We start from the raw sequence: 20,856 nt of genomic DNA, 5'->3' as shown, positions 1-20,856 counted from the left end.
CCGCGCAATGCGCGACAGCCGCTTGACATCCGCGCGGCGCGAACCGACGCTAGCTGACGATCCCGTCAACGTCACCGTCCGGATATCACCTGTCATGCGCCTGCACGTTCTGGTCCGCGTTGCCTCGCTCGGCTGGCTCGCCGGCATCCACGCCGCGAGCGCGAGCGTGGCGCTCAAGCTCGACGACCCGTACACGAACGAAGGCGAAACGCAGACCTTCACGGTCAACGCGGACGGCTCGTATGCGAAGCTCGACTCGATGACGCTGCGCGTGAACACCGAGGCCGGGGTCGGCCGGGTCGCGCAGCAGTACGTCTGGTTCAACCGCAACATGGCCGACGTACAGATTCTCGAGGCCTACACGCTGAGCGCCGACGGCAGACGCCACGACGTGCGGTCCGAACAGATTCGCGACGTGCAGGAAGCCCGGTCGTTCGACGCGCCGATGTTTCAGGACATCCAGGAAAAAGTGATCGTGTTTCCGGCGGTCGAACCAGGCGCGCGCGTGCATCTGACCTACCGCAAGACCCAGCGCCAGCCGATCGTCCCCGGCGAATTCAGCGACTTCACGCCGCCCGATCTCGCGCCGACCCGCAACTTCCGTCTGATCTACGACCTGCCCGCCGACAAGCCGCTGTATGCGGACGCGCGCGGCTTCAGCGCGGTGTCGCCGGTCACTCGCGACGGCCGCACCCGCTACGAATTCGATTACGACAAGGCGCATTTCGAGCGGCTGGAGCGCGGCTCGATCGCGTATGTGTCGTATGGCGACCGGCTGATGGTGTCGACGTTTCCGAGCTATGCGGCGTTCGCCGCGTCGTATCGCGCGTCGGCGGCGGACCCCGGCGCGCACGATGCCGCGCTCGCGCAACTCGCGCGCCAACTGACCGCCCACGACCGCACGCCGCGCGACAAAGCCAAAACGCTATACGACTGGGTACGCCGCAACGTGCGCTATGTCGCGATCTATGTGGGCCGCGATGCGGTCGTGCCGCACAGCGCGAGCGCGATTCTCGCGAACCGCTACGGCGACTGCAAGGACCACGTCGCGCTATACGGCGCGCTGCTCGATGCGGTCGGCGTGCGCAACGAGCCCGCGCTGATCAGCAACGGCACGATCTACACGCTGCCGAGCGTGCCCGGCTACGGCGTGATCAATCACGCGATCACGTGGCTGCCCGAGTTGCAGATGTACGCGGATTCGACCGCGTCGAACGTCGAATTCGGCTATCTGCCCGCGTCCGATATGAACCGGCCCGCGGTGCTGGTCGACACCGGCGTGCTCGCGCAAACGCCGGCAACCGCGCCGATGACGCGCAGCACCGACCTCGCGATCAAGGTTGCGGCGGACGGGTCCGCGAGCTTCACCTATCGGCTGGAAGACATCGGGCCGTACGCCGAACAGACCCGCGCGCGGCTGCGCACGCAAACGCCGGCGCAGCGCGAGGAATCGATCCAGGGCGAATTGCGCAACGCGAATCTGCGCGGCACCGCGACGCTCGCAACGAGCGATCTCGCCGCCACCGAAGGCCCGCTCACGCTGACGATGCAAGGCACGCTCGAAGACCTGGTAGTGACCGGGATGACCGCATCGATTCCCGCGCTGACGAGTTTCGGCGGCGGCGTCGATGCGGACACCCGCTACTGGCTCGGCGAGCGCAAACGCACGCAGCCGTTCGTGTGCCACAACCTGGTGATTCACGAACGCGCGCGGCTCGAATTGCCGGCTAATTTCCGCGTGCTCGACATGCCGGAAGCGCTGCGCACCGCGGACCGCTTCGTCGATTTCACGTCGCGCTACGCGTACGATCCGCACACCAACGTGGTGACGATGACGCGCGACGGCGCGACCCATTTCGACAGCGACGTTTGCACACCTGATGATTTCGCGCGAATGCGTCCCGCGATCGAAGCGATCGGACGGGACGTGCGCGCGCAGGTGATTGTCAGATCGACGCTGGTGGAGTCGTCGAGTGTGGCGTCGAAGGCGCCTTGAGGATTGCGGACCAGCTGAAACGACGCGCGTATGGGTGGCCACCCGGGCCACCCGGGCCATGCGTCACACCGGCCACAACGGCCCTTCCTGCATCGCGCCGATCTGCTCGCGCATCTCGAGGATGCGCTCCTCCCAGTAACGCTGCGTGTTGAACCACGGAAACGCGGCCGGAAAAGCCGGATCGTCCCAGCGGCGCGCAAGCCACACCTGGTAATGAATCAGCCGCAACGTGCGCAACGCTTCGATCAGATACAGCTCGCGCAGCTCGAATTCGCAGAAGTCCTCGTAACCGGCGAGCAGGTCGGCGAGCGCGCGCGATGCTTCCACGCGTTCGCCCGGCAGCAGCAGCCAGAGGTCCTGAATCGCGGGGCCCATGCGGCTGTCGTCGAAGTCGACGAAATGCGGACCCGCGTCGGTCCACAGCACGTTGCTTGGATGACAATCGCCGTGCAGGCGCAGCGGGCGAATCTCACCGGCCCGCTCGAACGCCTGCTCGACGCCTTCGAGCGCGAGATTCACCGCTGTTTCCCACGCGGTGCGCAAATCGTCCGGCACGAAACGATGCGTGAGCAGAAACTCGCGCGGCTCGTAGCCGAAGGTCTCGATGTTTAGCGTCGGACGCTCAGCGTAGTTCTGCGTCTGCCCGATCGCATGAATGCGGCCGATGAAGCGCCCTAGCCATTCGAGCGTATCGCGCCGGTCCAGATCGGGCGCGCGGCCGCCGCGCCGCTCGAATACCGAGAAGCGGAAACCGTCGAAGCTGTGCAGCGTGCGGCCGTCGAGCACGCGCGCGGTCACCGCCGGAATTTCGCGCGCGGCGAGTTCGGCGACGAACGCATGCTCTTCGAGGATCGCCGCATCGCTCCAGCGCGCCGGCCGATAGAACTTCGCGACCACCGGCGGCCCGTCTTCGACGCCGACCTGGTAGACGCGATTCTCGTAGCTGTTGAGCGGCAGTAGCCGGCCGTCGGTACGCACGCCGGCGGTGGCGAGCACGCCGTCGAGTGCGTCCAGCACGGTTTCCGGCGTGAGCCGCGCGAACGGCACGGCGCCGCCGGCGCCGGCCTCGGGATGGGAAGAATCGGGAATGGTGTCGTTCATGCCCCGCATTGTGCGCCGCGTCGCGGGGAAAAACGAGTCGGCATCTTCAATGTGTCTGCGCGCCGGCCGGACGTATCACGTCGCCGGTATCGATCAGATCTTCGAGGAAAAAGGGTTCGGTGTTCAGTTGCTGCGACGCGCCGGGCTCGCCGGCGTACCACGCGACCATCGCCATGTCGCCAAGAATGCGCATGACGATTCCGCGCGCGCCTTGCGGCACGGCGATATGTACCGAGCGGACAATGGAACCGACTTGCATGATATTTCCCCGTTTCCCTTAGCCGGCTTAGTGAGTTTTCCGCCGGTCGAGGTGATGATAAAAACGCCGCTTCGCATTGAACGTTGCCAGCGCACCCAAGCTACACCGCCCCTTTGCGCGTGTAAGGTTCGAACCATTGTTGCCGTTTTACCGGGCTTTGGGAAGCGCGAACAGAAAGCGGTTCAGCCGTCGTTTCGCGAGTTTCCTCGCTTGATTCCAGCTTCACGGCGCACGGCGCTGATCGCACCGCCATGCCTCGTCATGCGGACCATCATAAACCCTGCGGATGACCGCCAACAAAACCGGCGAGCCGGCCCGAGTTGCTTTTTCAGCGTATCCTTCACGCTTTTGCGCGTTTCGTGTGACCCAAGGAGTTCTGTTGTGACCCTGCCGCCGCAATCCCAGCGGACTGCATCTGCTGTTCCCTCCCCTGCTGTATCGACCGTTGCCGCCGGCGCGTCCGCCGTGTCGGACATCCCGTATCTCGAACGTGGCTCCCGCGCGTACTGGCGTGCGAGCGTCGCGTTGCTGTTCGCCGGCTACGCGACTTTCTCGCTGCTTTACTGCGTGCAGCCGCTGTTGCCGTCGTTTTCCGAAGCGTTCGGCGTGACGCCCGCGCAAAGCAGCCTGTCGCTGTCGCTGTCCACCGCCGCGCTCGCGCTGGCGATTTTCGTCGCCGGTTTCGTCTCCGAAGGCTGGAGCCGGCACAAGCTGATGACGCTGTCGTTGACCGTGTCGGCGGTGCTGACGATCGGCGTGTCGATCGCGCCGCACTGGCATCAGTTGCTGGTGCTGCGCTTTCTCGAAGGGCTCGCGCTCGGCGGCGTGCCGGCCGTCGCGATGGCCTATCTTGCGGAGGAAGTGCATCCCGACGGTCTCGGTCTCGCGATGGGGCTCTACGTCGGTGGCACTGCGATCGGCGGAATGGCCGGGCGCGTGATTACCGGCGTGGTCGCGGATCTGTTTTCGTGGCGTGTCGCGATCGGCACGATCGGCGTGCTCGGGTTGCTGTCGATGCTCGCGTTTCGCGCGCTGCTGCCGCCGTCGCGCCATTTCGTGCCGCGCCGCGGACTCGGCTTCGCGCATCACCGCAAAGCGCTGCTCGCGCAGTTCAGGCGTCCCGGCCTGCCGCAACTGTTCCTGCTCGGCTTCGTGCTGATGGGCAGCTTCGTCACGCTGTACAACTACATCGGCTACCGGCTCCTCGCGCCGCCATACAAGTTGACGCAGACCGGGATCGGCGCGATTTTTGTCGTCTATCTGACCGGCGTGATCGCGTCGCCGTTGTCGGGTCGGATGGCCGACACATTCGGCCGCGCGCGCGTGCTGACCGCGAGCCTGCTGCTGATGGTGTGCGGCCTCGCGCTGACGATGCTGCATCCGCTCGTGGCGATCGTCGCCGGTATCGCGTGCGTGACGTTCGGCTTCTTCGCCGGGCACTCGGTCGCGAGCGGCTGGATCGGGCGACTCGCGAAAGAAGCGAAGGGCCAGGCCGCCGCGCTGTATCTGCTCGCGTATTACATCGGCTCCAGCGTGGTCGGCTCGTATGGCGGTCACGTGTGGGCCGGACACGGGTGGAACGGCGTGGCCGGACTCGTCGGGATGCTGCTCGTGATCGGACTGGTGGCAGCGACGCGGCTGCGGGGGCGCGAATAATCCCCGAATGACCCGCGAATAACCCGCGCGACCCAGCCCGCATGGATTTGCGGCAAAACGCAAGCCAAACGTAAGCGTCCGCTACATATCTTTTTCGCGTTTTGCTGCGCCGCGCCAACCGGCGAAGGCCCTGCCGCGCCGGCTTCGCCGGCTTGCGAATAAAGCTCGCGAGCCGCTCGCGCGCGCTCCTGCGTCACCACCGGTCTCCTATACTCGAATCGAACGCGCGTGCTGCCCGATTGCGCAGCCGCCGCCTTCCCCGGAACAACTCAGCAACCCGGCAGCACGGGTTCGACAACGGAGACGAATATGACGTACTTCACGATCGGCGATTTCATCCTTGTTATTCCGATGGCGCTGGCGGGCGCGCTGTTCGTCGGCGCGCTGCCATGCAAGACCGAGTTGCGCCATAACGCGCTGCGCGTGCTGGGCGCGCTGATCGGCGTGATGTGCGCGGTCGCGCTGGTCGAGGGTCTGCCGGCGCTGGTGTAGCGTTGCGCAGCGGCGTCGCCGCTGCAGAGCCCGAATAAAAAAGCCGCACGCGCATGCGTGCGGCTTTCCATGTCCGCTTTCTGTGTCCGCTAACCACGCGGAGCCGGCGTCACATGATCAGATGTCCTGATCGGTCGACGGCTTTTCCCACAGATTGATTCCGCCTTCGGTCGCAAAGCGATCGATCTCCGCCAGTTCGTCCGCCGAGAACGCGAGGTTCTGCAACGCGCCGACGTTCTCGCGCACCTGCTCCGCGCGGCTCGCGCCGATCAGCACCGAGGTCACGCGCTGATCGCGCAATGCCCATGCGAGCGCCATCTGCGCGAGGCTCTGGCCGCGGCGCTGCGCGATGTCGTTGAGCTTGTGCACGTGCTCGATGTTCTGCGCGCTCAGATGCTCGTCTTTCAGCGAGCCGCCGCCCGGCTTGTTCACGCGCGCATCGGCCGGCACGCCGTTCAGATACTTGCCGGTCAGCAGCCCTTGCGCGAGCGGCGTGAACGCGATCGCGCCCGCGCCGACGTCGGCGAGCGTATCGAGCAGGTCGCGTTCGATCCAGCGATTGAGCATGTTGTACGACGGCTGATGGATCAACAGCGGCACCTTGTACTCGGCCAGCAGCTTCGTCATTTCACGCGTCTTCGCCGACGAGTACGACGAGATCCCGATATACAGCGCCTTGCCCTGCTGCACCGCGCTCGCGAGCGCGCCGGCGGTTTCCTCGAGCGGCGTATGCGCGTCGAAGCGATGCGAATAGAAGATGTCGACGTAATCGAGGCCCATGCGCTTCAGGCTCTGATCGAGACTGGCGAGCACGTACTTGCGCGAGCCGCCGCCCTGGCCGTACGGACCGGGCCACATATCCCAGCCGGCCTTCGACGAAATCAGCAGCTCGTCGCGGTACGGTTTGAAATCGTCCTTGAACAGGCGGCCGAAATTGGTTTCCGCGCTGCCGTACGGCGGGCCGTAGTTGTTCGCGAGGTCGAAGTGAGTGATGCCCAGGTCGAACGCGGTGCGCAGGATGTCGCGCTGCGTGGAGATCGGCGTGGTGTCGCCGAAGTTGTGCCACAGGCCGAGCGACAGCGCCGGCAGTTTGAGACCCGATTTGCCGCAGACGCGGTATTGCATGTCCGAATAGCGTTCTGAAGCTGCTTCGTAAGCCATTGCTAGTGTCCTTGTCGATGAAAAACGCCCGGCGGGTGCGGGCATTGGAATTTCGCGCGGTGCGGGAGGCGTGCGGCTAGCAGAATTGTTATGTGTGGTGATGGTGCTGCGTGGTGCTGCACTGTGCCGCGAGTGCGGCCAGACCGCTATGTTAGCCAATCGACGCCGCGCTTGCAGGGACCCGATATGCGGGATGGACGCGCGCGAGACGCTCACCTACACTCTGGCCGGATCAAGAGCTTAGGGAGGAGCAGATGACGAAAGCGATTTCGATCGCGCTGATTGTCGGCGGCATCGTGCTGCTGTATTTCGGCGGCCAGGCGTTCAATTCGGTGAGCAGCGACGTGTCGCGCTTCTTTACCGGTTCGCCGACCAACAAGGCGATCGTGCTGATCGTCGCGGGCGTGGTGGCGACGCTGGCCGGCCTGACCGGGGTCGCGATCTCGGGGCGCAAGCGCTGAGACAGAAGTCGATAAGCACGGCGCCGGTTGCGCGGGTTGGGATCACCGAACCTGCACAACCGGCGCCGTTTTTTTTACAGCCATTTTTTTGCGGCCGTTAAAACGCGATCTCGGGTTTCGCGGCCGAGCGCGTACCGGGCAGCGGTACGTTGCTCGCGCCGTGATAGGTGTACACCAGCGAGAACTTCACCTGATCGCTGAGATTTTTGCCGGCCGAGTGCAGCGTATTGCAGTGGAAGAACACGACGTCGCCGGCCTTCAACTCGGGCGACACCGCGGTGTGAATCACCGCCTGGTTCTCGGCGAGATCGGCGCGGAAAAATTTCGCGTCGTCGAAGCGGTCCGACGTGAACGCGGCGCCGTGCGATTTCGGCACGAACCACAGCGCGCCGTTATCGACGGTCTCCGGGCCGATCGCGAGCCACACCGACACCAGATCGTCGCGTTCGAACGACCAGTAGCGCGCGTCTCGATGCCAGCCGGTCAGGCTGCCGTACGCGGGGTGCTTGGTCATCATGCAGTTGTGATGCGCGCGCGACAAACGCGGCTCCTCGCCGAAATACAGCTCCATCCAGCCGCGGATTTCCGGCGCGGTCGCCCATTGCGCGAATGCCGGATCGCGCCCGTACGCGTCGAGCAGACGGCGCACCGTATGGCCGCCCGGCGCATCCTTCGACGACGGCGCGCCCGGGTACTGCAGATCCGCTTCGAACTCGATCGGCGCCGCCGCTTCCTGCAACTGCCGCTTCGCGATCCGCTTGAGCTCCTCGCAACGCTCGGGCGACACGAGTCCGGGCACGACGACGAAGCCCTGTTCCCGCAGCGTGTTGATCTGTTCTTTCTTCGAATGGAGTGACATGGGTGATTCCGTGACTGTCGACTGACTTGAGCTTGGATTGTAAAACGCGCGCGATCGGGGTGCGCGATCGGGGTGCGCGCTTTCGCAGGCACGGTGCAGACACGCACGGAAATCACCCGCACCGCGATGCCGTCACGCGGACCCGCTTCGCCCGGCGCGGACCACGAAGATCCGTGATCGCAGGGTAAAAACGGACTTTCTGAGGTCACGATTCACGTGTAGCCTGCGGCTATGTCGATCGTCGCTTACGCACTTCGCTGCTGTGCGCGGGCCACCCGGGCCCATGCCGCCGGCTTCTCCGCATTTTTCCGTCGCTGCCCGTGGCGCCCCGGGTCACGCCAGCTTGTGCGCCGCGGCGCTCTCCCCCGAATTTTCGGCTTGCGGGCCGTTCGTCGCCACCCCATCATTGGCACACTTGGTGCTCGTTTTTTACGCACCGCCGATGCATGTGTCGACGTCCGCTCCCTCGCCCAACTGTGAAGCCATGCACACACTTCTGAGCACCCGTCTCACCCGCGCCGCGCTGAAAGCGGCGCGTCCCGCGCGCCGCCACGTCGTGCGAGCGCTGCGCCACCACGCCGCCCGCACCCGCGCGCTCGGCGAACAGTGGCGCGACGCGAGGGCCGTCGACGGCATCCGCACCTGGTTCAATACGTTCTTCTCGGCGCTGCGCCAGCAAGGCGGCACGCGCCGTCTGTCGCTGCGCACGCTGCTGCGCAAACCGACGCCGCTGCGAATCGCGGTCGCCAAACGCACGCCTGCCGTGCGGGTCAACACGAGCCGCCGGCCGCGCCGGCTGTCGACCAGCAGCAGCGGATGGTTTGCGTTCGCGTTCGCAAGCCGGTGACAGCGCAAGCGTTGCCGGGCTGAGCCACGCTTCGCGCTCGCCCACTTCGGCCCGCCCCCCGAACACCAAAACAAAAGCCCCGCCAGGCTCACACCTGGCGGGGCTTTTTGCTGCTGCTTACTAATAGCGGGCGATCGGCTCGCGCTTAGTCCGCGAGCGCCGCGACCGGCTCCGTGCCGGCTGCTTCGGCCAGCGCGAGCGCCTTGTCGGTGGCTTCCCACGTGAATTCCGGCTCTTCGCGGCCGAAGTGGCCATAAGCGGCGCTCTTCTCGTAGATCGGGCGCAGCAGGTCGAGCATCTGGATGATGCCCTTCGGACGCAGATCGAAATGCTCGCGCACGAGCTTCGTGATCGTCGCATCCGACACGCGGCCGGTGCCGAACGTGTTGACCATCACCGAGGTCGGCTCGGCGACGCCGATTGCGTACGACACCTGGATCAGGCAGCGCGACGCGAGACCGGCGGCCACGATGTTCTTCGCGACGTAACGGCCCGCATAAGCAGCCGAACGGTCGACCTTCGACGGATCCTTGCCCGAGAACGCGCCGCCGCCGTGCGGAGCCGCGCCGCCGTACGTATCGACGATGATCTTGCGGCCGGTCAGACCGCAATCGCCCTGCGGGCCGCCGATCACGAAGCGACCGGTCGGATTGACGAGGAACTTGATGTCGCCCTTGATCAGTTCGGCCGGCAGCGTCGGCTTGATGACCTCTTCGATCACCGCTTCGCGCAGCGTGTCGAGCGAGATGTCCGGCGAGTGCTGGGTAGACAGCACGACGGTGTCGATCGCATGCGGCTTGCCGTCGACGTAGCGCACGGTGACCTGCGACTTCGCATCGGGACGCAGCCACGGCAGACGGCCGTCGCGGCGCAGATTCGCCTGACGCTCGACCAGCCGGTGCGACAGGTGGATCGGCAGCGGCATCAGTTCCGGCGTTTCCTCGCACGCGTAACCGAACATCAGGCCCTGGTCGCCGGCACCCTGATCGAGGTTGTTGTCGTGCGCACGGTCCACGCCCTGGGCGATGTCCGGCGATTGCTTGTCGTACGCGACGAGCACCGCGCAGCCGCGGTAGTCGATGCCGTAGTCGGTGTTGTCGTAGCCGATGCGCTTGATCGTGTTGCGCGCGATCTGGATGTAGTCGACGTTCGCGGTCGTGGTGATTTCACCGGCGAGCACGACGAGACCGGTGTTGCACAGCGTTTCGGCTGCGACACGCGAGTACTTGTCTTGCGCGAGGATGGCGTCGAGGATCGCGTCGGAGATCTGGTCCGCGACTTTGTCGGGATGGCCTTCGGAGACGGATTCGGAAGTGAAGAGATAGTCGTTTGCCACGTTGCGGACTCCTTTAGTGGTTACGGTTGGGTTTCACGTAGCCAGCTTCGGGAGTCTGAAGCGGCGACGCTTTAGCGGATTACATTACCGGCGGCCCAACGCATGAAACTCATGCACCGCGCCTGCCGGCTTCGCCCCGCAAGTTGTCTATTAACTCGGCGAAGCCCGTATTATAGCGACTTCCCATGAATGTCACAGAGCGTCCACGCGTGCGGTATCCCGTCAATTTTTTCGTTTTCCTGTCACCAGCCGCCATCAGCCGCGCGTCATCGGCGGGGGCGGCATGCTGAGCCGCTTCGGTCCGAAGCTCGCGGTCGGGCTGCTCAAACTGTTTGCGCTGTTGCCTTATGGATTCGTCGCCCGCCTGGGCGACGGGCTCGGCTGGCTGCTCTATCAGATCCCGAGCCGCCGCAAACGGATCGTCCACACCAATCTGAAGTTGTGCTTTCCCGACTGGAGCGACGAGCGCCGCGAGGAAGTCGCGCAGAAGCACTTCCGGCACGCGATCCGCAGCTATCTCGAACGCAGCGTGCAATGGTTCGGCTCGGCAAAGAAGCTCGAGAAGCTGATCCAGCTCGACAGCGCGATCGATCTGACCGATCCGAACCTGCCGCCGACGCTGTTTCTCGGCTTCCACTTCGTCGGCATCGAGGCCGGCTCGATCTTCCTGAACTATTCGCTCAAGCGCCGGTGCGGCTCGCTGTATCAGCCGATGTCGAATCCGGAGCTCGAGGAGGTCGCCAAAGCGGCGCGCGCGCGTTTCGGCGCGGACATGGCGAGCCGCGCGGACAGCGCGCGCATCGTGCTGCGCTGGCTGCGCGAGCGCAAGCCGGTGATGCTCGGCGCGGACATGGACTACGGCGCGCGCAACTCGACCTTCGTGCCGTTCTTCGGCGTGCCGACCTGCACGCTGACCGCGGTCGGCCGGCTGGCGAAGGTCGGGCATGCGCAGGTGGTGCCGTTCATCGGCGAAGTGCTGCCGAACTACAAGGGCTACCGTCTGAAGGTCTTCAAGCCGTGGGACAACTATCCGACCGGCGACGACGATGCCGACGCGCGTCGGATGAATGAGTTTCTCGAAGAGCAGATTCCGCTGATGCCCGAGCAGTATTACTGGGTGCACAAGCGCTTCAAGACGAGGCCGCCGGGGGTGCCGGGGGTGTATTGAGTTTCGGGATGCGCGCTTCCGTGAATCAGCCTGCTTTCTCCGTCAGCGTCGCGCGGTCGAATTCGATGTAGCTGTCCGCGCCGAGCGACGCGCCGAAGTGTGCGATCCGCCTCTTCGGCCAGGCATCGCCCCACGGATGGGCGGCTTCCAACAACGCGAGCGCCGCCGCGTAGCCGTCCGAATCCACCTCGATGATGCGCAACTCCGACACGATGTTTTGCGCGGCAAAACCTTCGAACAGCAAGCGTGGAGCGCCTTGAAACGACAGACGCGCCACGTTGCGCCCATCGTCGCTGCATAGCGACACGGTCGCGGTCTGCGCGCTTACGTTCACCGAAACGGACGTGAGAAACCAGTCATGGAACGAGGGCAAGTTCTTTTCCATATGTAACCTCAGGGTGAGGCAATGAGCTCGCGACCGGCACGCGCTTCGTGGCTCAACGTATCGCCCCGATACTCGTGCCGCGTGTAAAGCGTGCAGCGGCGCTGCGTTCCAACCTCGAAATCAATCGCCATCTGCCAGTGCCCCGTCAGCGTGCGTGACACGTTCGATTCGGTCCGTCGGCGCGGTGCCGCCCTCGCTACCCGAAACGCGTCGTTAGAAAGCGACCATACGACCACGCCGGGCCGACCGATCGCAATCGGAAAGGTCCGAGTTTCGACATAACGCAGGTCGATCGCGTGATCGCACGTGTGCGTCTCGATACAAGGCGCCTCTGGCCGCCCCGCCGCCCCGATTCCCGCGCATCAACGTGTATCATTTGCCATTGGCCGCGCGCGGCCCGCAGCGGCGCGCCGCCCGACGGCCGGCCAGCCCCGCTTTCCGGCTTTGCCCGCGCGCGAAGCCCTACGCAGCAACGGATACACGGACAACGTGAAGCTCAAATTCACCAAAATGCACGGCGCCGGCAACGACTTCGTCGTGCTCGACGGCTACACCCAGCCGCTCAATCTGACCACCGCGCAGGTGCGCGCGCTCGCCAATCGCCATTTCGGCGTCGGCGCCGACCAGCTGTTGCTGGTCGAAAAACCGACCGTCGACGGCGTCGATTTCAGATACCGCATCTTCAATTGCGACGGCGGCGAGGTCGAGCATTGCGGCAACGGCGCGCGCTGCTTCGTCAAGTTCGTGCGCGAACGCGGCCTCACCGATCAGCGCAGCGTGCGCGTGCAGGTCCAGAAAGGCACCATCACGCTGACCATGCAGGAAAACGGCGAAGTGATCGTCGATATGGGCGCGCCGGTGTTCGATCCCGAGCGCGTGCCGTTTGCGACCAAAGGCCTGCAAGGCCGCCGCGAAGCCGCGGACACGTTGTGGCCGCTCGACGTGAACGGCACGACCCGCTGGATCTCGGTGGTGTCGATGGGCAATCCGCACGCGGTGCAGATCGTCGATGACGCCGAGGCATTCCCGGTGCTCGTCGAAGGTCCGGCGATCGAGCGGCACACGCGCTTTCCGCAGCGGGTCAACGCGGGCTTCATGCAGATCGTCAACCGCGCAGAAGTACGCCTGCGCGTGTACGAGCGCGGCGCCGGCGAAACGCTCGCCTGCGGCACCGGCGCGTGCGCGGCGGTCGCGACCGGCATCCGGCGCGGCTTGCTGGACTCGCCGGTGTTGGTACACACGCACGGCGGCGACCTGACGATTACGTGGGACCACACGCGCGAAAACGAGCCGCTGCTGATGGCCGGCCCCGCGACGACCGTGTTCGAAGGCGAGATCGAACTGGCCGACGAACTGGCCCAAGATGCGGGCAACCAGCCGTCCACCGCCTCGAATTCGCCCGCTACCGCATCCGCTGTTTAATTTCATCGACCGGCGTGCCGCCCGCGCGGCCGCGCCGCAGTCCTCTCACCGACACCATGAACGATCGCGAAGTCGCCGACTACCTGCTCGCCAATCCCGAATTCTTCGTCGAACACGCGGAAACGCTCGCCACGATCCGGCTCGCGAACCCGCACGGCAAAGCCGCGGTATCGCTGCAGGAGCGGCAAATGGAGATGCTGCGCGACAAGAACAAAGTTCTGGAGCGCCGTCTCGCCGAGTTGCTGCGTTACGGCCACGAGAACGATAGCATCGCGTCGAAATTCAATCGCTGGACGATTCGCGTGATGGCCGAGCGCGATCCGTACGCGCTGCCACGCACGATCGCGAGCGGTCTGCGCGATATCTTCGACGTGCCGCAAGCGGCCCTGCGCGTGTGGGACGTCGCGGAGCCGTACGCGCAAGCCGACTTCGCGCGCCATGTCAGCGAGGAAGTACGGATTTTCGCGGGCAGTCTGACTACCCCTTATTGCGGCGCGAACACCGGCTTCGAAGCCGCGCAGTGGCTCGTGCCGGCGGCCAGCACGGCAAGCGCCGCACAAACAGCGGACGAGACCGGTACGGCTGCAGCGGAAAACGCGCACGCCACCGAATCGATCGCGCTGCTCGCGCTGCGCGATCCGGAAGGCGGCGAAAACGCGCCGACCTTCGGCCTGCTGGTGATGGGCTCGGCCGACGCGCGCCGCTTTCACGACGGCATGGCCACCGATTTCCTCACGCAGATCGCCGCACTCGCGAGCGCCGCGCTGAGCCGGCTGCTGCCGCACTGAGTCCCGCGACGCCAACTTCGACTCCCGCCACCGTGACCGCCGCCGCCCACATCGCCGCCTACCTGTCGCACCTCGAGCACGAGCGGCGGCTGTCGGCGCACACGCTGCGCGGCTACACGCATGAGCTCGACGAACTGCAGCGGCTCGCCAACGGCCGGCCGCTCGAAAGCCTGACGCCGGTCGACATCCGCGGCGCGGTCGCGCGCGCGCATGCGGGCGGGCTCGGCGCGCGCTCGATCGGTCATCGGCTGTCGGCGTGGCGTGCGTTCTACCGCTGGCTCGCGGGCCGCATCGAGTTGCCGGCCAATCCGGTCGCCGCGGTGCGCGCGCCGAAGCAGGGCAAGACGCTGCCCAAAGCGCTGTCCGTCGACGACGCCAGCCGCCTGATGGACACCCCGCCCGCCGCGTCGGCCGAAGGGCTGCGCGATCACGCGATGCTCGAACTGTTCTACTCGTCGGGCCTGCGCCTCGCCGAACTGGTCGGCCTCGACGTGCGCTTCACCGACATCGACGGCTACCGCTCGGCCGGCTGGCTCAAGCTCGATTCCGGCGAAGTCGAAGTGCTCGGCAAGGGCAACCGGCGCCGCCTCGTGCCGGTCGGCAGCAAGGCGGTCGCCGCGCTCAATGCGTGGCTCGCGGCGCGCGACCAGATGGTCCGCCACGATCCGTATCCGCTGTTTCTGTCGGTGCGCGGCAACCGGCTGTCGCCGAACGTGGTGCGCGAGCGCGTGAAGCGCGCGGCGCTCGCGGCCGGCATTCCGGCCAACGTGCATCCGCACGTGCTGCGCCATTCGTTCGCGACCCACGTGTTGCAGTCGAGCGGCGATCTGCGCGCGGTGCAGGAATTGCTCGGCCACGCCAGCATCACCGCGACCCAGGTGTACACGGGGCTCGATTTCCAGCACCTCGCGCGCGTCTACGACAACGCGCATCCGCGCGCGAAAAAGCGCGACTGACAAGCCGGCCCGCCACTCATCACGCGACCGACGCCACGCGCCGGCCGCCCGCTTTTCACCCGCCGCGCCGGCTCAACCGCGCGGCCCATTGCCTGATCGACACCCGATGAATACCGTTACGCTCAAACCGTCGAAAGAAAAATCGCTGCTGCGCCGCCATCCGTGGGTCTATGCGAACGCGATCGAGCGCGTCGACGGCCGTCCCGAGCCCGGCGCGACCGTGCTGGTGCGCGCGCACGACGGCCGCTTCCTCGCGCGCGCCGCGTACAGCCCGCACTCGCAGATCCGCGCGCGGGTCTGGAGCTTCGACGAAGCCGAACCGATCGATCACGCGTTCTTCAAGCGACGCGTGCAGCGCGCGCTCGCGCATCGTCGCGCGATGGTGCGCGACACCGGCGCGACGCGGCTGATCTTCGGCGAGGCGGACGGCCTGCCGGGCCTGATCGTCGATTACTACGTCGCCGAGGACGCCGGCCAGCGCAGCCAGGTCGTCTGCCAGTTCATGGCGGCGGGCGTCGAAGCCTGGAAGGAAGCGATCGTCGCCGCGCTGGTCAGCGCGACCGGCTGCCCGAACGTCTACGAGCGCTCGGACGTGTCGATCCGCCAGAAGGAAGGGCTCGAGCAGATCACCGGCGTGCTAGCTGGCGAGCCGCCGTCGGACGCGCTGATCGCGAGCGAAAACGGCGTGCGCTATCACGTCGACGTGCGCAACGGCCACAAGACCGGCTTCTACGTCGACCAGCGCGACAACCGGCTGCTGGTGCAGCAGTTCGCGCAGGATCGCGACGTGCTGAACTGCTTCTGCTACACCGGCGGGTTCTCGCTGGCGGCGTTGAAGGGGGGTGCGAAACGCGTGGTGTCGGTCGATTCGTCGGGCGAGGCTCTGGCGATCGCGCAGCGCAACGTCGAGGCCAACGGCTTCGACGCGGAGCGCGCCACCTGGCTCGACGCCGACGCGTTCAAGACGCTGCGTCGCCTTTACGACGAAGGCGAGCGCTTCGACCTGATCGTGCTCGATCCGCCGAAATTCGCACCCTCGCGCGAGCACGTGGACCGCGCCTCGCGCGCGTACAAGGACATCAATCTGACCGGCCTGAAGCTGCTGCGCCCGGGCGGCCTGCTGTTCACCTATTCGTGCTCGGGCGCGATCGATCCGGAACTGTTTCAGAAGATCGTCGCGGGCGCGGCCGCCGATGCGCGCGTCGACGCGCGCATCCTGAAACGGCTCGGCGCGGGTGTCGATCATCCGCTGCTGACCGCGTTCCCGGAAGGCGAGTATCTGAAGGGGCTGCTGTTGCAAATCGCCTGAGCGCCCTTATTTGTGGGCGATTGCCCGTGGCGGGCCCAACCCATGCGCGTCAGCGCCCGCCAGGCAAATATGTTTCAATAACCGGCTAGACAGGGCAGCGCGCTACCCGGCTGCCGCGCCCGGCCTATGCATTCGCTAGCGCAGCGCTAGCGTTCGATCACGCACCGATTCACGACTTACAGGCGACCCACATGATTCCAGTCACGATCCTGACCGGCTTTCTCGGCAGCGGCAAAACCACCCTGCTCAAGCGCATCCTGAACGAAAAGCACGGCATGAAGATCGCCGTGATCGAAAACGAGTTCGGCGAAGAGAACATCGACAACGACATCCTCGTGCAGGACAGCAACGAGCAGATCATCCAGATGAGCAACGGCTGCATCTGCTGCACGATTCGCGGCGACCTGTCGCGCGTGCTCGGCGATCTGGCCGCGAAGAAGCAGGCGGGCGAAGTGGACTTCGACCGCGTCGTGATCGAAACCACCGGCCTCGCGAACCCGGGCCCGGTCGCGCAGACCTTCTTCATGGACGACCAGATCGCCGGCGAATTCCTGCTCGATGCGATCATTACGCTGGTCGACGCGAAGCACGCGAACCACCAGCTCGACGAACACGAAGTGGTACAGCGCCAGGTCGGCTTCGCGGACCGCCTGTTTGTCACCAAGGCCGATCTGGTCGATGAACAGCACATTGCCGATCTGCGCCACCGTCTGCTGCACATGAACCCGAAGGCGGCGATCAAGGTCGTCAACTTCGGCGAAGCGGACATCAAGGAAATTTTCGACCTGCGCGGCTTCAACCTGAATTCGAAGCTCGAAATCGATCCGGACTTCCTCTCCGAAGACGAACACGCGCACAGCCACGCGCATGCGCACGACGAGCACGGCCACACCCACGGCGATCACGATCACGATCACGATCACGCGAACTGCGATCACGACCACGGTCATTGCGATCACGAAGGTCACGATCACGCGCATCATCACCACGCGCACCACGACGACAAGATCAAGTCGTTCGTGTACCGCAGCGATCGTCCGTTCGATCCGAACAAGCTGGAAGATTTCCTCGGCGGCATTCTGCAGATCTACGGCGAGCATCTGCTGCGCTACAAGGGCGTGCTGTATATGAAGGGCGTCGACCGCAAGGTCGTGTTCCAGGGCGTGCATCAGATGATGGGCAGCGATCTCGCCGCGAAATGGCAACCGGTCGAGAAGAAGAACAGCAAGATGGTGTTCATCGGCATCGACCTGCCGCGCGACCTGATCACCGACGGCCTCGACGCCTGCCTCGTTTAAGCCACGCGGCCCGCGCGGTTCGCTGTCGCGAACGTACCGCGCGCGGCATGCGGCTTGCTCCGCAAAAGCACTCAATACGAGCGCCGCGCGTCGCGGTCGCGTCTCGCGCGGGGATAATCGTCTGCTGAAAATCACTCGCGCGACTCACGCCAGTGCGTCCAAGCCCGGCGTTCGAACACCGCTCTTGTGAAAAGCGCGTGAAAACCCTGCTGTATTAATGCGTGCACGACCATCGCTTTTTGGGCGTGTGCGCGTTATATTTTCGGGATATCGATGCGCCGCAGACGGTTTTAAGCAGTTGCGGTGCGCTATTGTGATTCAGTTACAATACGTGCCCACTGGAGAATGACAACGAATTGCCCGGTCGCGCGTATCCCGCGACGGGCCTGAAATGGCGCCGGAAAATCTTGTCCGGAGACACGCCGAAAACGCCGGTGGGCATGGCCTGAAAGGGCCCACGTTTGCCGGCAAGCGATGCCTCAGGAGCACTGAGAATCGGTTTCCAGAGGAGTTCGGCCCCGCAGCGGCGTAGCTAGCACGGCGCGAGGCGTGTGGGCGCGAGGCGTTTTGGCGTCACGACAGTCCATCGCTCGTGACCACCTGCACCGCGCGTTAGCGCGACGCCCTTGCGGGCTATACGGGAGTGCGGGCACTTGTAAGAGTTTTGCCTCACATTGAAGAAGTAAGCCAGATGACGACGAAACGACTCTTGACCGAAGCCGAAATCCTGAAGATGAGCGACAAGGATTACATGAATGAGGATCAGCTCGCCTTCTTCAAGAACAGGCTCGAACAGCTGCAGGCGGACATTCTCCGCAATGCCGGCCAGACCACCGAGAACCTGCGCGAAACGGTAATCGTGCCGGACCCGGCCGACCGCGCGACGATCGAGGAAGAGCATGCGCTCGAACTGCGTACGCGCGACCGCGAACGCAAGCTGCTGAAGAAGGTGCAGCAGTCGATCGCACGCATCGACGCGGGTGAGTACGGCTGGTGCGAAGAAACCGGTGAGCCGATCGGCATCCCGCGTCTGCTCGCGCGACCCACGGCGACGCTGTCGCTCGAAGCCCAGGAGCGCCGCGAACTGCGCCAGAAGCTGTTCGGCGACTGATCGGCGGCGGCGCGGCTGCGGCCTCGCCCCGAAAACGCTGCTTCGTCGAGAGGCGCACGGAGAACCGTGCGCCTTTTCTTTTTGTGTCGCGCTTTGTGAACGCGCGCTGCTGTAACCGCCGCCGCCCTGCCTTTCCGCCGTCTTTCCGCCCTTTCCGCCTCTTCCGCAGCGCCTGCGCAGTTTTTTTCCGTATGCCTTTTGGCGCATCTTGATATGAACGCGTGCGCCCTAAAATAAACCCGACATGCGCTCACGAGCGCGCCGGCCGGCGCGCCGTCCGCTGACAGGATTCATGCGGCACGCGCACCGCGCTGCCGCGTCCTACCCGCTTTGCAAAGAGGAACGCATATGGAGCAATTTCACGGCACGACGATCGTTTCCGTGCGCCGCGGCAACAAGGTTGCGCTGGGCGGCGACGGCCAGGTCACGCTCGGCAACATCGTCATGAAAGGCGGCGCGAAGAAAGTCCGGCGCATCTATAACGGCAAGGTGCTGGTCGGCTTCGCCGGCGGCACGGCCGACGCCTTCTCGCTGCTCGACCGCTTCGAGGCGAAGCTGGAAAAACATCAGGGCAATCTCACCCGCGCGGCGGTCGAACTCGCGAAGGACTGGCGCACCGACCGGATGCTGCGCCGTCTCGAAGCGATGCTGATCACCGCTGACGCGACCACCACCCTCGTCATCACGGGCAACGGCGATGTGCTCGACCCCGAAGGCGGAATCTGCGCGATCGGCTCGGGTGGCGCGTATGCGCAGGCCGCCGCGAAGGCCCTCGCCGACAACACCGAACTGTCGCCGCGCGACATCGTGGAGAAGTCGCTGGAGATTGCCGGCGACATGTGCATCTACACGAACCACAACCGCGTCATTGAGACGATCGAGTAAGGAGCCACGATGAGCACCATGACCCCCGCCGAGATCGTCTCCGAACTCGACAAACACATCATCGGCCAAGGCCGTGCGAAGAAAGCGGTCGCCGTTGCGCTGCGCAATCGCTGGCGTCGTCAGCAGGTCGACGACCCGCTGCGCCAGGAAATCACCCCGAAGAACATCCTGATGATCGGACCGACCGGCGTCGGCAAAACCGAAATCGCGCGGCGTCTCGCGAAGCTCGCGGACGCGCCGTTCATCAAGATCGAAGCGACCAAGTTCACGGAAGTGGGCTACGTGGGCCGCGACGTCGACAGCATCGTGCGCGACCTGATCGAGATTTCGGTCAAGCAGACGCGCGAAACGGAAATGCGCAAAGTGCGCACCAAGGCCGGCGATCTGGCCGAGGACCGCATCCTCGACATCCTGCTGCCCACCGCACGGCCGGTCGGCTTCGGTTCCAGTTCGAGCGCCGCCGATACCGCCGACGAAGGCAGCACCACCCGTCAGACGTTCCGCAAGCGTCTGCGCGAAGGCCAGCTCGACGACAAGGAAATCGAACTCGACGTCGAACAGCCGCAGGTCGGCATGGACATCATGGGGCCGCCGGGCATGGAAGACATGACCGAGCAGATCCGCTCGATGTTCGCCAACATCGGCGGCGGCAAGAAGACCCGCCGCAAGATGAAGGTAAAGGAAGCGCTGAAGGTGCTCACCGACGAAGAAGCCGGCAAGATGCTGAACGACGAAGAGGTGAAGACCAAGGCGGTGCAAAACGTCGAGCAGAACGGCATCGTGTTCCTCGACGAGATCGACAAGATCGCGTCGCGCAACGAAGCCGGCGGCGGCGAGGTGTCCCGTCAGGGCGTGCAGCGCGATCTGCTGCCGCTCGTCGAAGGTACGACGATCAATACCAAGTACGGGATGGTGAAGACCGATCACATCCTGTTCATCGCGAGCGGCGCGTTCCATCTCGCGAAGCCGAGCGATCTGATTCCGGAACTGCAGGGCCGTTTCCCGATTCGCGTCGAACTCGATTCGCTGTCGGTGAAGGACTTCGAGTCGATCCTCGTGTCGACCGACGCGAGCCTCGTCAAGCAATACCAGGCACTCCTCGCGACCGAAGACGTGCATCTGGAATTTGCCGACGACGGCATTCGCCGGCTCGCCGAAATCGCCTACTCGGTCAACGAGAAGACCGAGAACATCGGCGCGCGGCGTCTGTACACGGTGATCGAAAAGCTGCTCGAGGAAGTGTCGTTCTCGGCCGGCAATCATTCGGGCCACACGGTGCGCGTCGATGCGGCGTATGTCGATCGCGCGCTCAACGAGGTCGCGGAAGACGAAGATCTGTCGCGCTACGTGCTGTAACGGCTCACGC

The 20,856-nt window shown here is 65.0% G+C and carries 20 protein-coding genes; 14 read left to right on the top strand and 6 right to left on the bottom strand.

What is annotated here, in order from left to right; translation table 11 throughout:
- The first annotated feature begins 94 nt into the window (after positions 1–94).
- On the top strand, positions 95–1,996 hold the full coding sequence (locus tag LJ656_RS12670; protein ID WP_230509743.1) for a DUF3857 domain-containing transglutaminase family protein: 1,902 nt from the start codon (positions 95–97) through the stop codon (positions 1,994–1,996).
- Positions 1,997–2,059: 63 nt separating this feature from the next.
- Here LJ656_RS12670 and LJ656_RS12665 read toward each other — a convergent pair whose 3' ends face one another.
- Complete coding sequence (locus LJ656_RS12665) at positions 2,060–3,106, bottom strand: serine/threonine protein kinase (RefSeq protein WP_230509742.1); 1,047 nt, start codon at positions 3,104–3,106, stop codon at positions 2,060–2,062.
- 37 nt (positions 3,107–3,143) lie between these two features.
- Entirely contained in the window at positions 3,144–3,356 is a 213-nt protein-coding gene (locus LJ656_RS12660; protein WP_230509741.1) for a hypothetical protein, read from the bottom strand.
- A gap of 381 nt (positions 3,357–3,737) precedes the next feature.
- Between LJ656_RS12660 and LJ656_RS12655 the strand changes: the two genes are divergently transcribed.
- Positions 3,738–5,012, top strand: a complete 1,275-nt coding sequence (locus LJ656_RS12655; protein ID WP_230509740.1) for an MFS transporter — start codon at positions 3,738–3,740, stop codon at positions 5,010–5,012.
- A 309-nt stretch (positions 5,013–5,321) separates the two neighbouring features.
- On the top strand, positions 5,322–5,504 hold the full coding sequence (locus LJ656_RS12650; RefSeq protein WP_008923386.1) for a hypothetical protein: 183 nt from the start codon (positions 5,322–5,324) through the stop codon (positions 5,502–5,504).
- Positions 5,505–5,621: 117 nt separating this feature from the next.
- Here LJ656_RS12650 and mgrA read toward each other — a convergent pair whose 3' ends face one another.
- Positions 5,622–6,665, bottom strand: coding sequence for an L-glyceraldehyde 3-phosphate reductase (mgrA, locus tag LJ656_RS12645; RefSeq protein ID WP_230509739.1), 1,044 nt, complete (start codon positions 6,663–6,665; stop codon positions 5,622–5,624).
- Positions 6,666–6,919: 254 nt separating this feature from the next.
- On the opposite strand from mgrA, the gene LJ656_RS12640 reads away from it, so the two are divergent.
- Positions 6,920–7,126 (top strand): DUF3185 family protein, encoded by a 207-nt coding sequence (locus tag LJ656_RS12640; RefSeq protein WP_230509738.1) that lies wholly within the window; start codon positions 6,920–6,922, stop codon positions 7,124–7,126.
- Between the two features lie 97 nt (positions 7,127–7,223).
- Here the strand turns inward: LJ656_RS12640 and LJ656_RS12635 are convergent, their stop codons facing one another.
- Positions 7,224–7,985 (bottom strand): phytanoyl-CoA dioxygenase family protein, encoded by a 762-nt coding sequence (locus tag LJ656_RS12635; RefSeq protein ID WP_230509737.1) that lies wholly within the window; start codon positions 7,983–7,985, stop codon positions 7,224–7,226.
- Between the two features lie 484 nt (positions 7,986–8,469).
- Here LJ656_RS12635 and LJ656_RS12630 point away from each other — a divergent pair, with 484 nt between their 5' ends.
- Positions 8,470–8,832: a hypothetical protein gene (locus LJ656_RS12630; RefSeq protein ID WP_230509736.1), complete on the top strand. Its 363-nt coding sequence runs from the start codon at positions 8,470–8,472 to the stop codon at positions 8,830–8,832.
- A gap of 145 nt (positions 8,833–8,977) precedes the next feature.
- On the opposite strand, the gene metK is transcribed toward LJ656_RS12630, so the two are convergent.
- The gene (gene metK, locus LJ656_RS12625; RefSeq protein ID WP_230509735.1) at positions 8,978–10,168 is read right to left on the bottom strand and encodes a methionine adenosyltransferase; all 1,191 of its coding nucleotides are present in this window, start codon (positions 10,166–10,168) and stop codon (positions 8,978–8,980) included.
- 283 nt (positions 10,169–10,451) lie between these two features.
- Here metK and LJ656_RS12620 point away from each other — a divergent pair, with 283 nt between their 5' ends.
- Positions 10,452–11,336, top strand: coding sequence for a lipid A biosynthesis lauroyl acyltransferase (locus LJ656_RS12620; RefSeq protein WP_230509734.1), 885 nt, complete (start codon positions 10,452–10,454; stop codon positions 11,334–11,336).
- A 25-nt stretch (positions 11,337–11,361) separates the two neighbouring features.
- Here the strand turns inward: LJ656_RS12620 and LJ656_RS12615 are convergent, their stop codons facing one another.
- Positions 11,362–11,721: a hypothetical protein gene (locus tag LJ656_RS12615; RefSeq protein WP_230509733.1), complete on the bottom strand. Its 360-nt coding sequence runs from the start codon at positions 11,719–11,721 to the stop codon at positions 11,362–11,364.
- A gap of 489 nt (positions 11,722–12,210) precedes the next feature.
- On the opposite strand from LJ656_RS12615, the gene dapF reads away from it, so the two are divergent.
- The 8 genes from dapF to hslU all read left to right on the top strand — a co-directional run bounded on the left by dapF (position 12,211) and on the right by hslU (position 20,846).
- Positions 12,211–13,143 carry a diaminopimelate epimerase gene (gene dapF, locus LJ656_RS12610; protein WP_230509732.1) on the top strand — a complete coding sequence of 311 codons (933 nt, stop codon included), beginning with the start codon at positions 12,211–12,213 and terminating at the stop codon, positions 13,141–13,143.
- A gap of 56 nt (positions 13,144–13,199) precedes the next feature.
- Positions 13,200–13,931, top strand: coding sequence for a DUF484 family protein (locus LJ656_RS12605; RefSeq protein ID WP_230509731.1), 732 nt, complete (start codon positions 13,200–13,202; stop codon positions 13,929–13,931).
- A 32-nt stretch (positions 13,932–13,963) separates the two neighbouring features.
- Positions 13,964–14,887, top strand: coding sequence for a tyrosine recombinase XerC (xerC, locus tag LJ656_RS12600; protein WP_230509730.1), 924 nt, complete (start codon positions 13,964–13,966; stop codon positions 14,885–14,887).
- 106 nt (positions 14,888–14,993) lie between these two features.
- Complete coding sequence (locus LJ656_RS12595) at positions 14,994–16,196, top strand: class I SAM-dependent rRNA methyltransferase (RefSeq protein WP_230509729.1); 1,203 nt, start codon at positions 14,994–14,996, stop codon at positions 16,194–16,196.
- A gap of 191 nt (positions 16,197–16,387) precedes the next feature.
- A complete protein-coding gene (locus LJ656_RS12590; protein ID WP_230509728.1) occupies positions 16,388–17,494 on the top strand; it encodes a CobW family GTP-binding protein in 1,107 nt (368 codons plus the stop codon).
- A gap of 691 nt (positions 17,495–18,185) precedes the next feature.
- Positions 18,186–18,605, top strand: a complete 420-nt coding sequence (dksA, locus tag LJ656_RS12585; protein ID WP_075294851.1) for an RNA polymerase-binding protein DksA — start codon at positions 18,186–18,188, stop codon at positions 18,603–18,605.
- Between the two features lie 348 nt (positions 18,606–18,953).
- Positions 18,954–19,490, top strand: coding sequence for an ATP-dependent protease subunit HslV (gene hslV / locus LJ656_RS12580; RefSeq protein ID WP_013088078.1), 537 nt, complete (start codon positions 18,954–18,956; stop codon positions 19,488–19,490).
- Positions 19,491–19,499: 9 nt separating this feature from the next.
- Positions 19,500–20,846 (top strand): ATP-dependent protease ATPase subunit HslU, encoded by a 1,347-nt coding sequence (hslU, locus tag LJ656_RS12575; RefSeq protein WP_230509727.1) that lies wholly within the window; start codon positions 19,500–19,502, stop codon positions 20,844–20,846.
- The last annotated feature ends 10 nt before the right edge of the window (positions 20,847–20,856 follow it).

It is taken from the genome of Paraburkholderia sejongensis, assembly GCF_020880815.1.
GTDB classification, from domain to species: domain Bacteria; phylum Pseudomonadota; class Gammaproteobacteria; order Burkholderiales; family Burkholderiaceae; genus Paraburkholderia; species Paraburkholderia sejongensis.
This window is presented reverse-complemented; position numbering and strand designations above follow the sequence as displayed.

Bases quoted from the DNA above. Each gene is read 5' to 3' on its own strand.
- LJ656_RS12670 (WP_230509743.1), top strand. From the start codon at position 95: ATGCGCCTGCACGTTCTGGTCCGCGTTGCCTCGCTCGGCTGGCTCGCC.
- LJ656_RS12665 (WP_230509742.1), bottom strand. From the start codon at position 3,106: ATGCGGGGCATGAACGACACCATTCCCGATTCTTCCCATCCCGAGGCC.
- LJ656_RS12660 (WP_230509741.1), bottom strand. From the start codon at position 3,356: ATGCAAGTCGGTTCCATTGTCCGCTCGGTACATATCGCCGTGCCGCAA.
- LJ656_RS12650 (WP_008923386.1), top strand. From the start codon at position 5,322: ATGACGTACTTCACGATCGGCGATTTCATCCTTGTTATTCCGATGGCG.
- mgrA (WP_230509739.1), bottom strand. From the start codon at position 6,665: ATGGCTTACGAAGCAGCTTCAGAACGCTATTCGGACATGCAATACCGC.
- LJ656_RS12640 (WP_230509738.1), top strand. From the start codon at position 6,920: ATGACGAAAGCGATTTCGATCGCGCTGATTGTCGGCGGCATCGTGCTG.
- LJ656_RS12635 (WP_230509737.1), bottom strand. From the start codon at position 7,985: ATGTCACTCCATTCGAAGAAAGAACAGATCAACACGCTGCGGGAACAG.
- LJ656_RS12630 (WP_230509736.1), top strand. From the start codon at position 8,470: ATGCACACACTTCTGAGCACCCGTCTCACCCGCGCCGCGCTGAAAGCG.
- LJ656_RS12620 (WP_230509734.1), top strand. From the start codon at position 10,452: ATGCTGAGCCGCTTCGGTCCGAAGCTCGCGGTCGGGCTGCTCAAACTG.
- LJ656_RS12615 (WP_230509733.1), bottom strand. From the start codon at position 11,721: ATGGAAAAGAACTTGCCCTCGTTCCATGACTGGTTTCTCACGTCCGTT.
- LJ656_RS12605 (WP_230509731.1), top strand. From the start codon at position 13,200: ATGAACGATCGCGAAGTCGCCGACTACCTGCTCGCCAATCCCGAATTC.
- LJ656_RS12595 (WP_230509729.1), top strand. From the start codon at position 14,994: ATGAATACCGTTACGCTCAAACCGTCGAAAGAAAAATCGCTGCTGCGC.
- LJ656_RS12590 (WP_230509728.1), top strand. From the start codon at position 16,388: ATGATTCCAGTCACGATCCTGACCGGCTTTCTCGGCAGCGGCAAAACC.
- dksA (WP_075294851.1), top strand. From the start codon at position 18,186: ATGACGACGAAACGACTCTTGACCGAAGCCGAAATCCTGAAGATGAGC.
- hslV (WP_013088078.1), top strand. From the start codon at position 18,954: ATGGAGCAATTTCACGGCACGACGATCGTTTCCGTGCGCCGCGGCAAC.
- hslU (WP_230509727.1), top strand. From the start codon at position 19,500: ATGAGCACCATGACCCCCGCCGAGATCGTCTCCGAACTCGACAAACAC.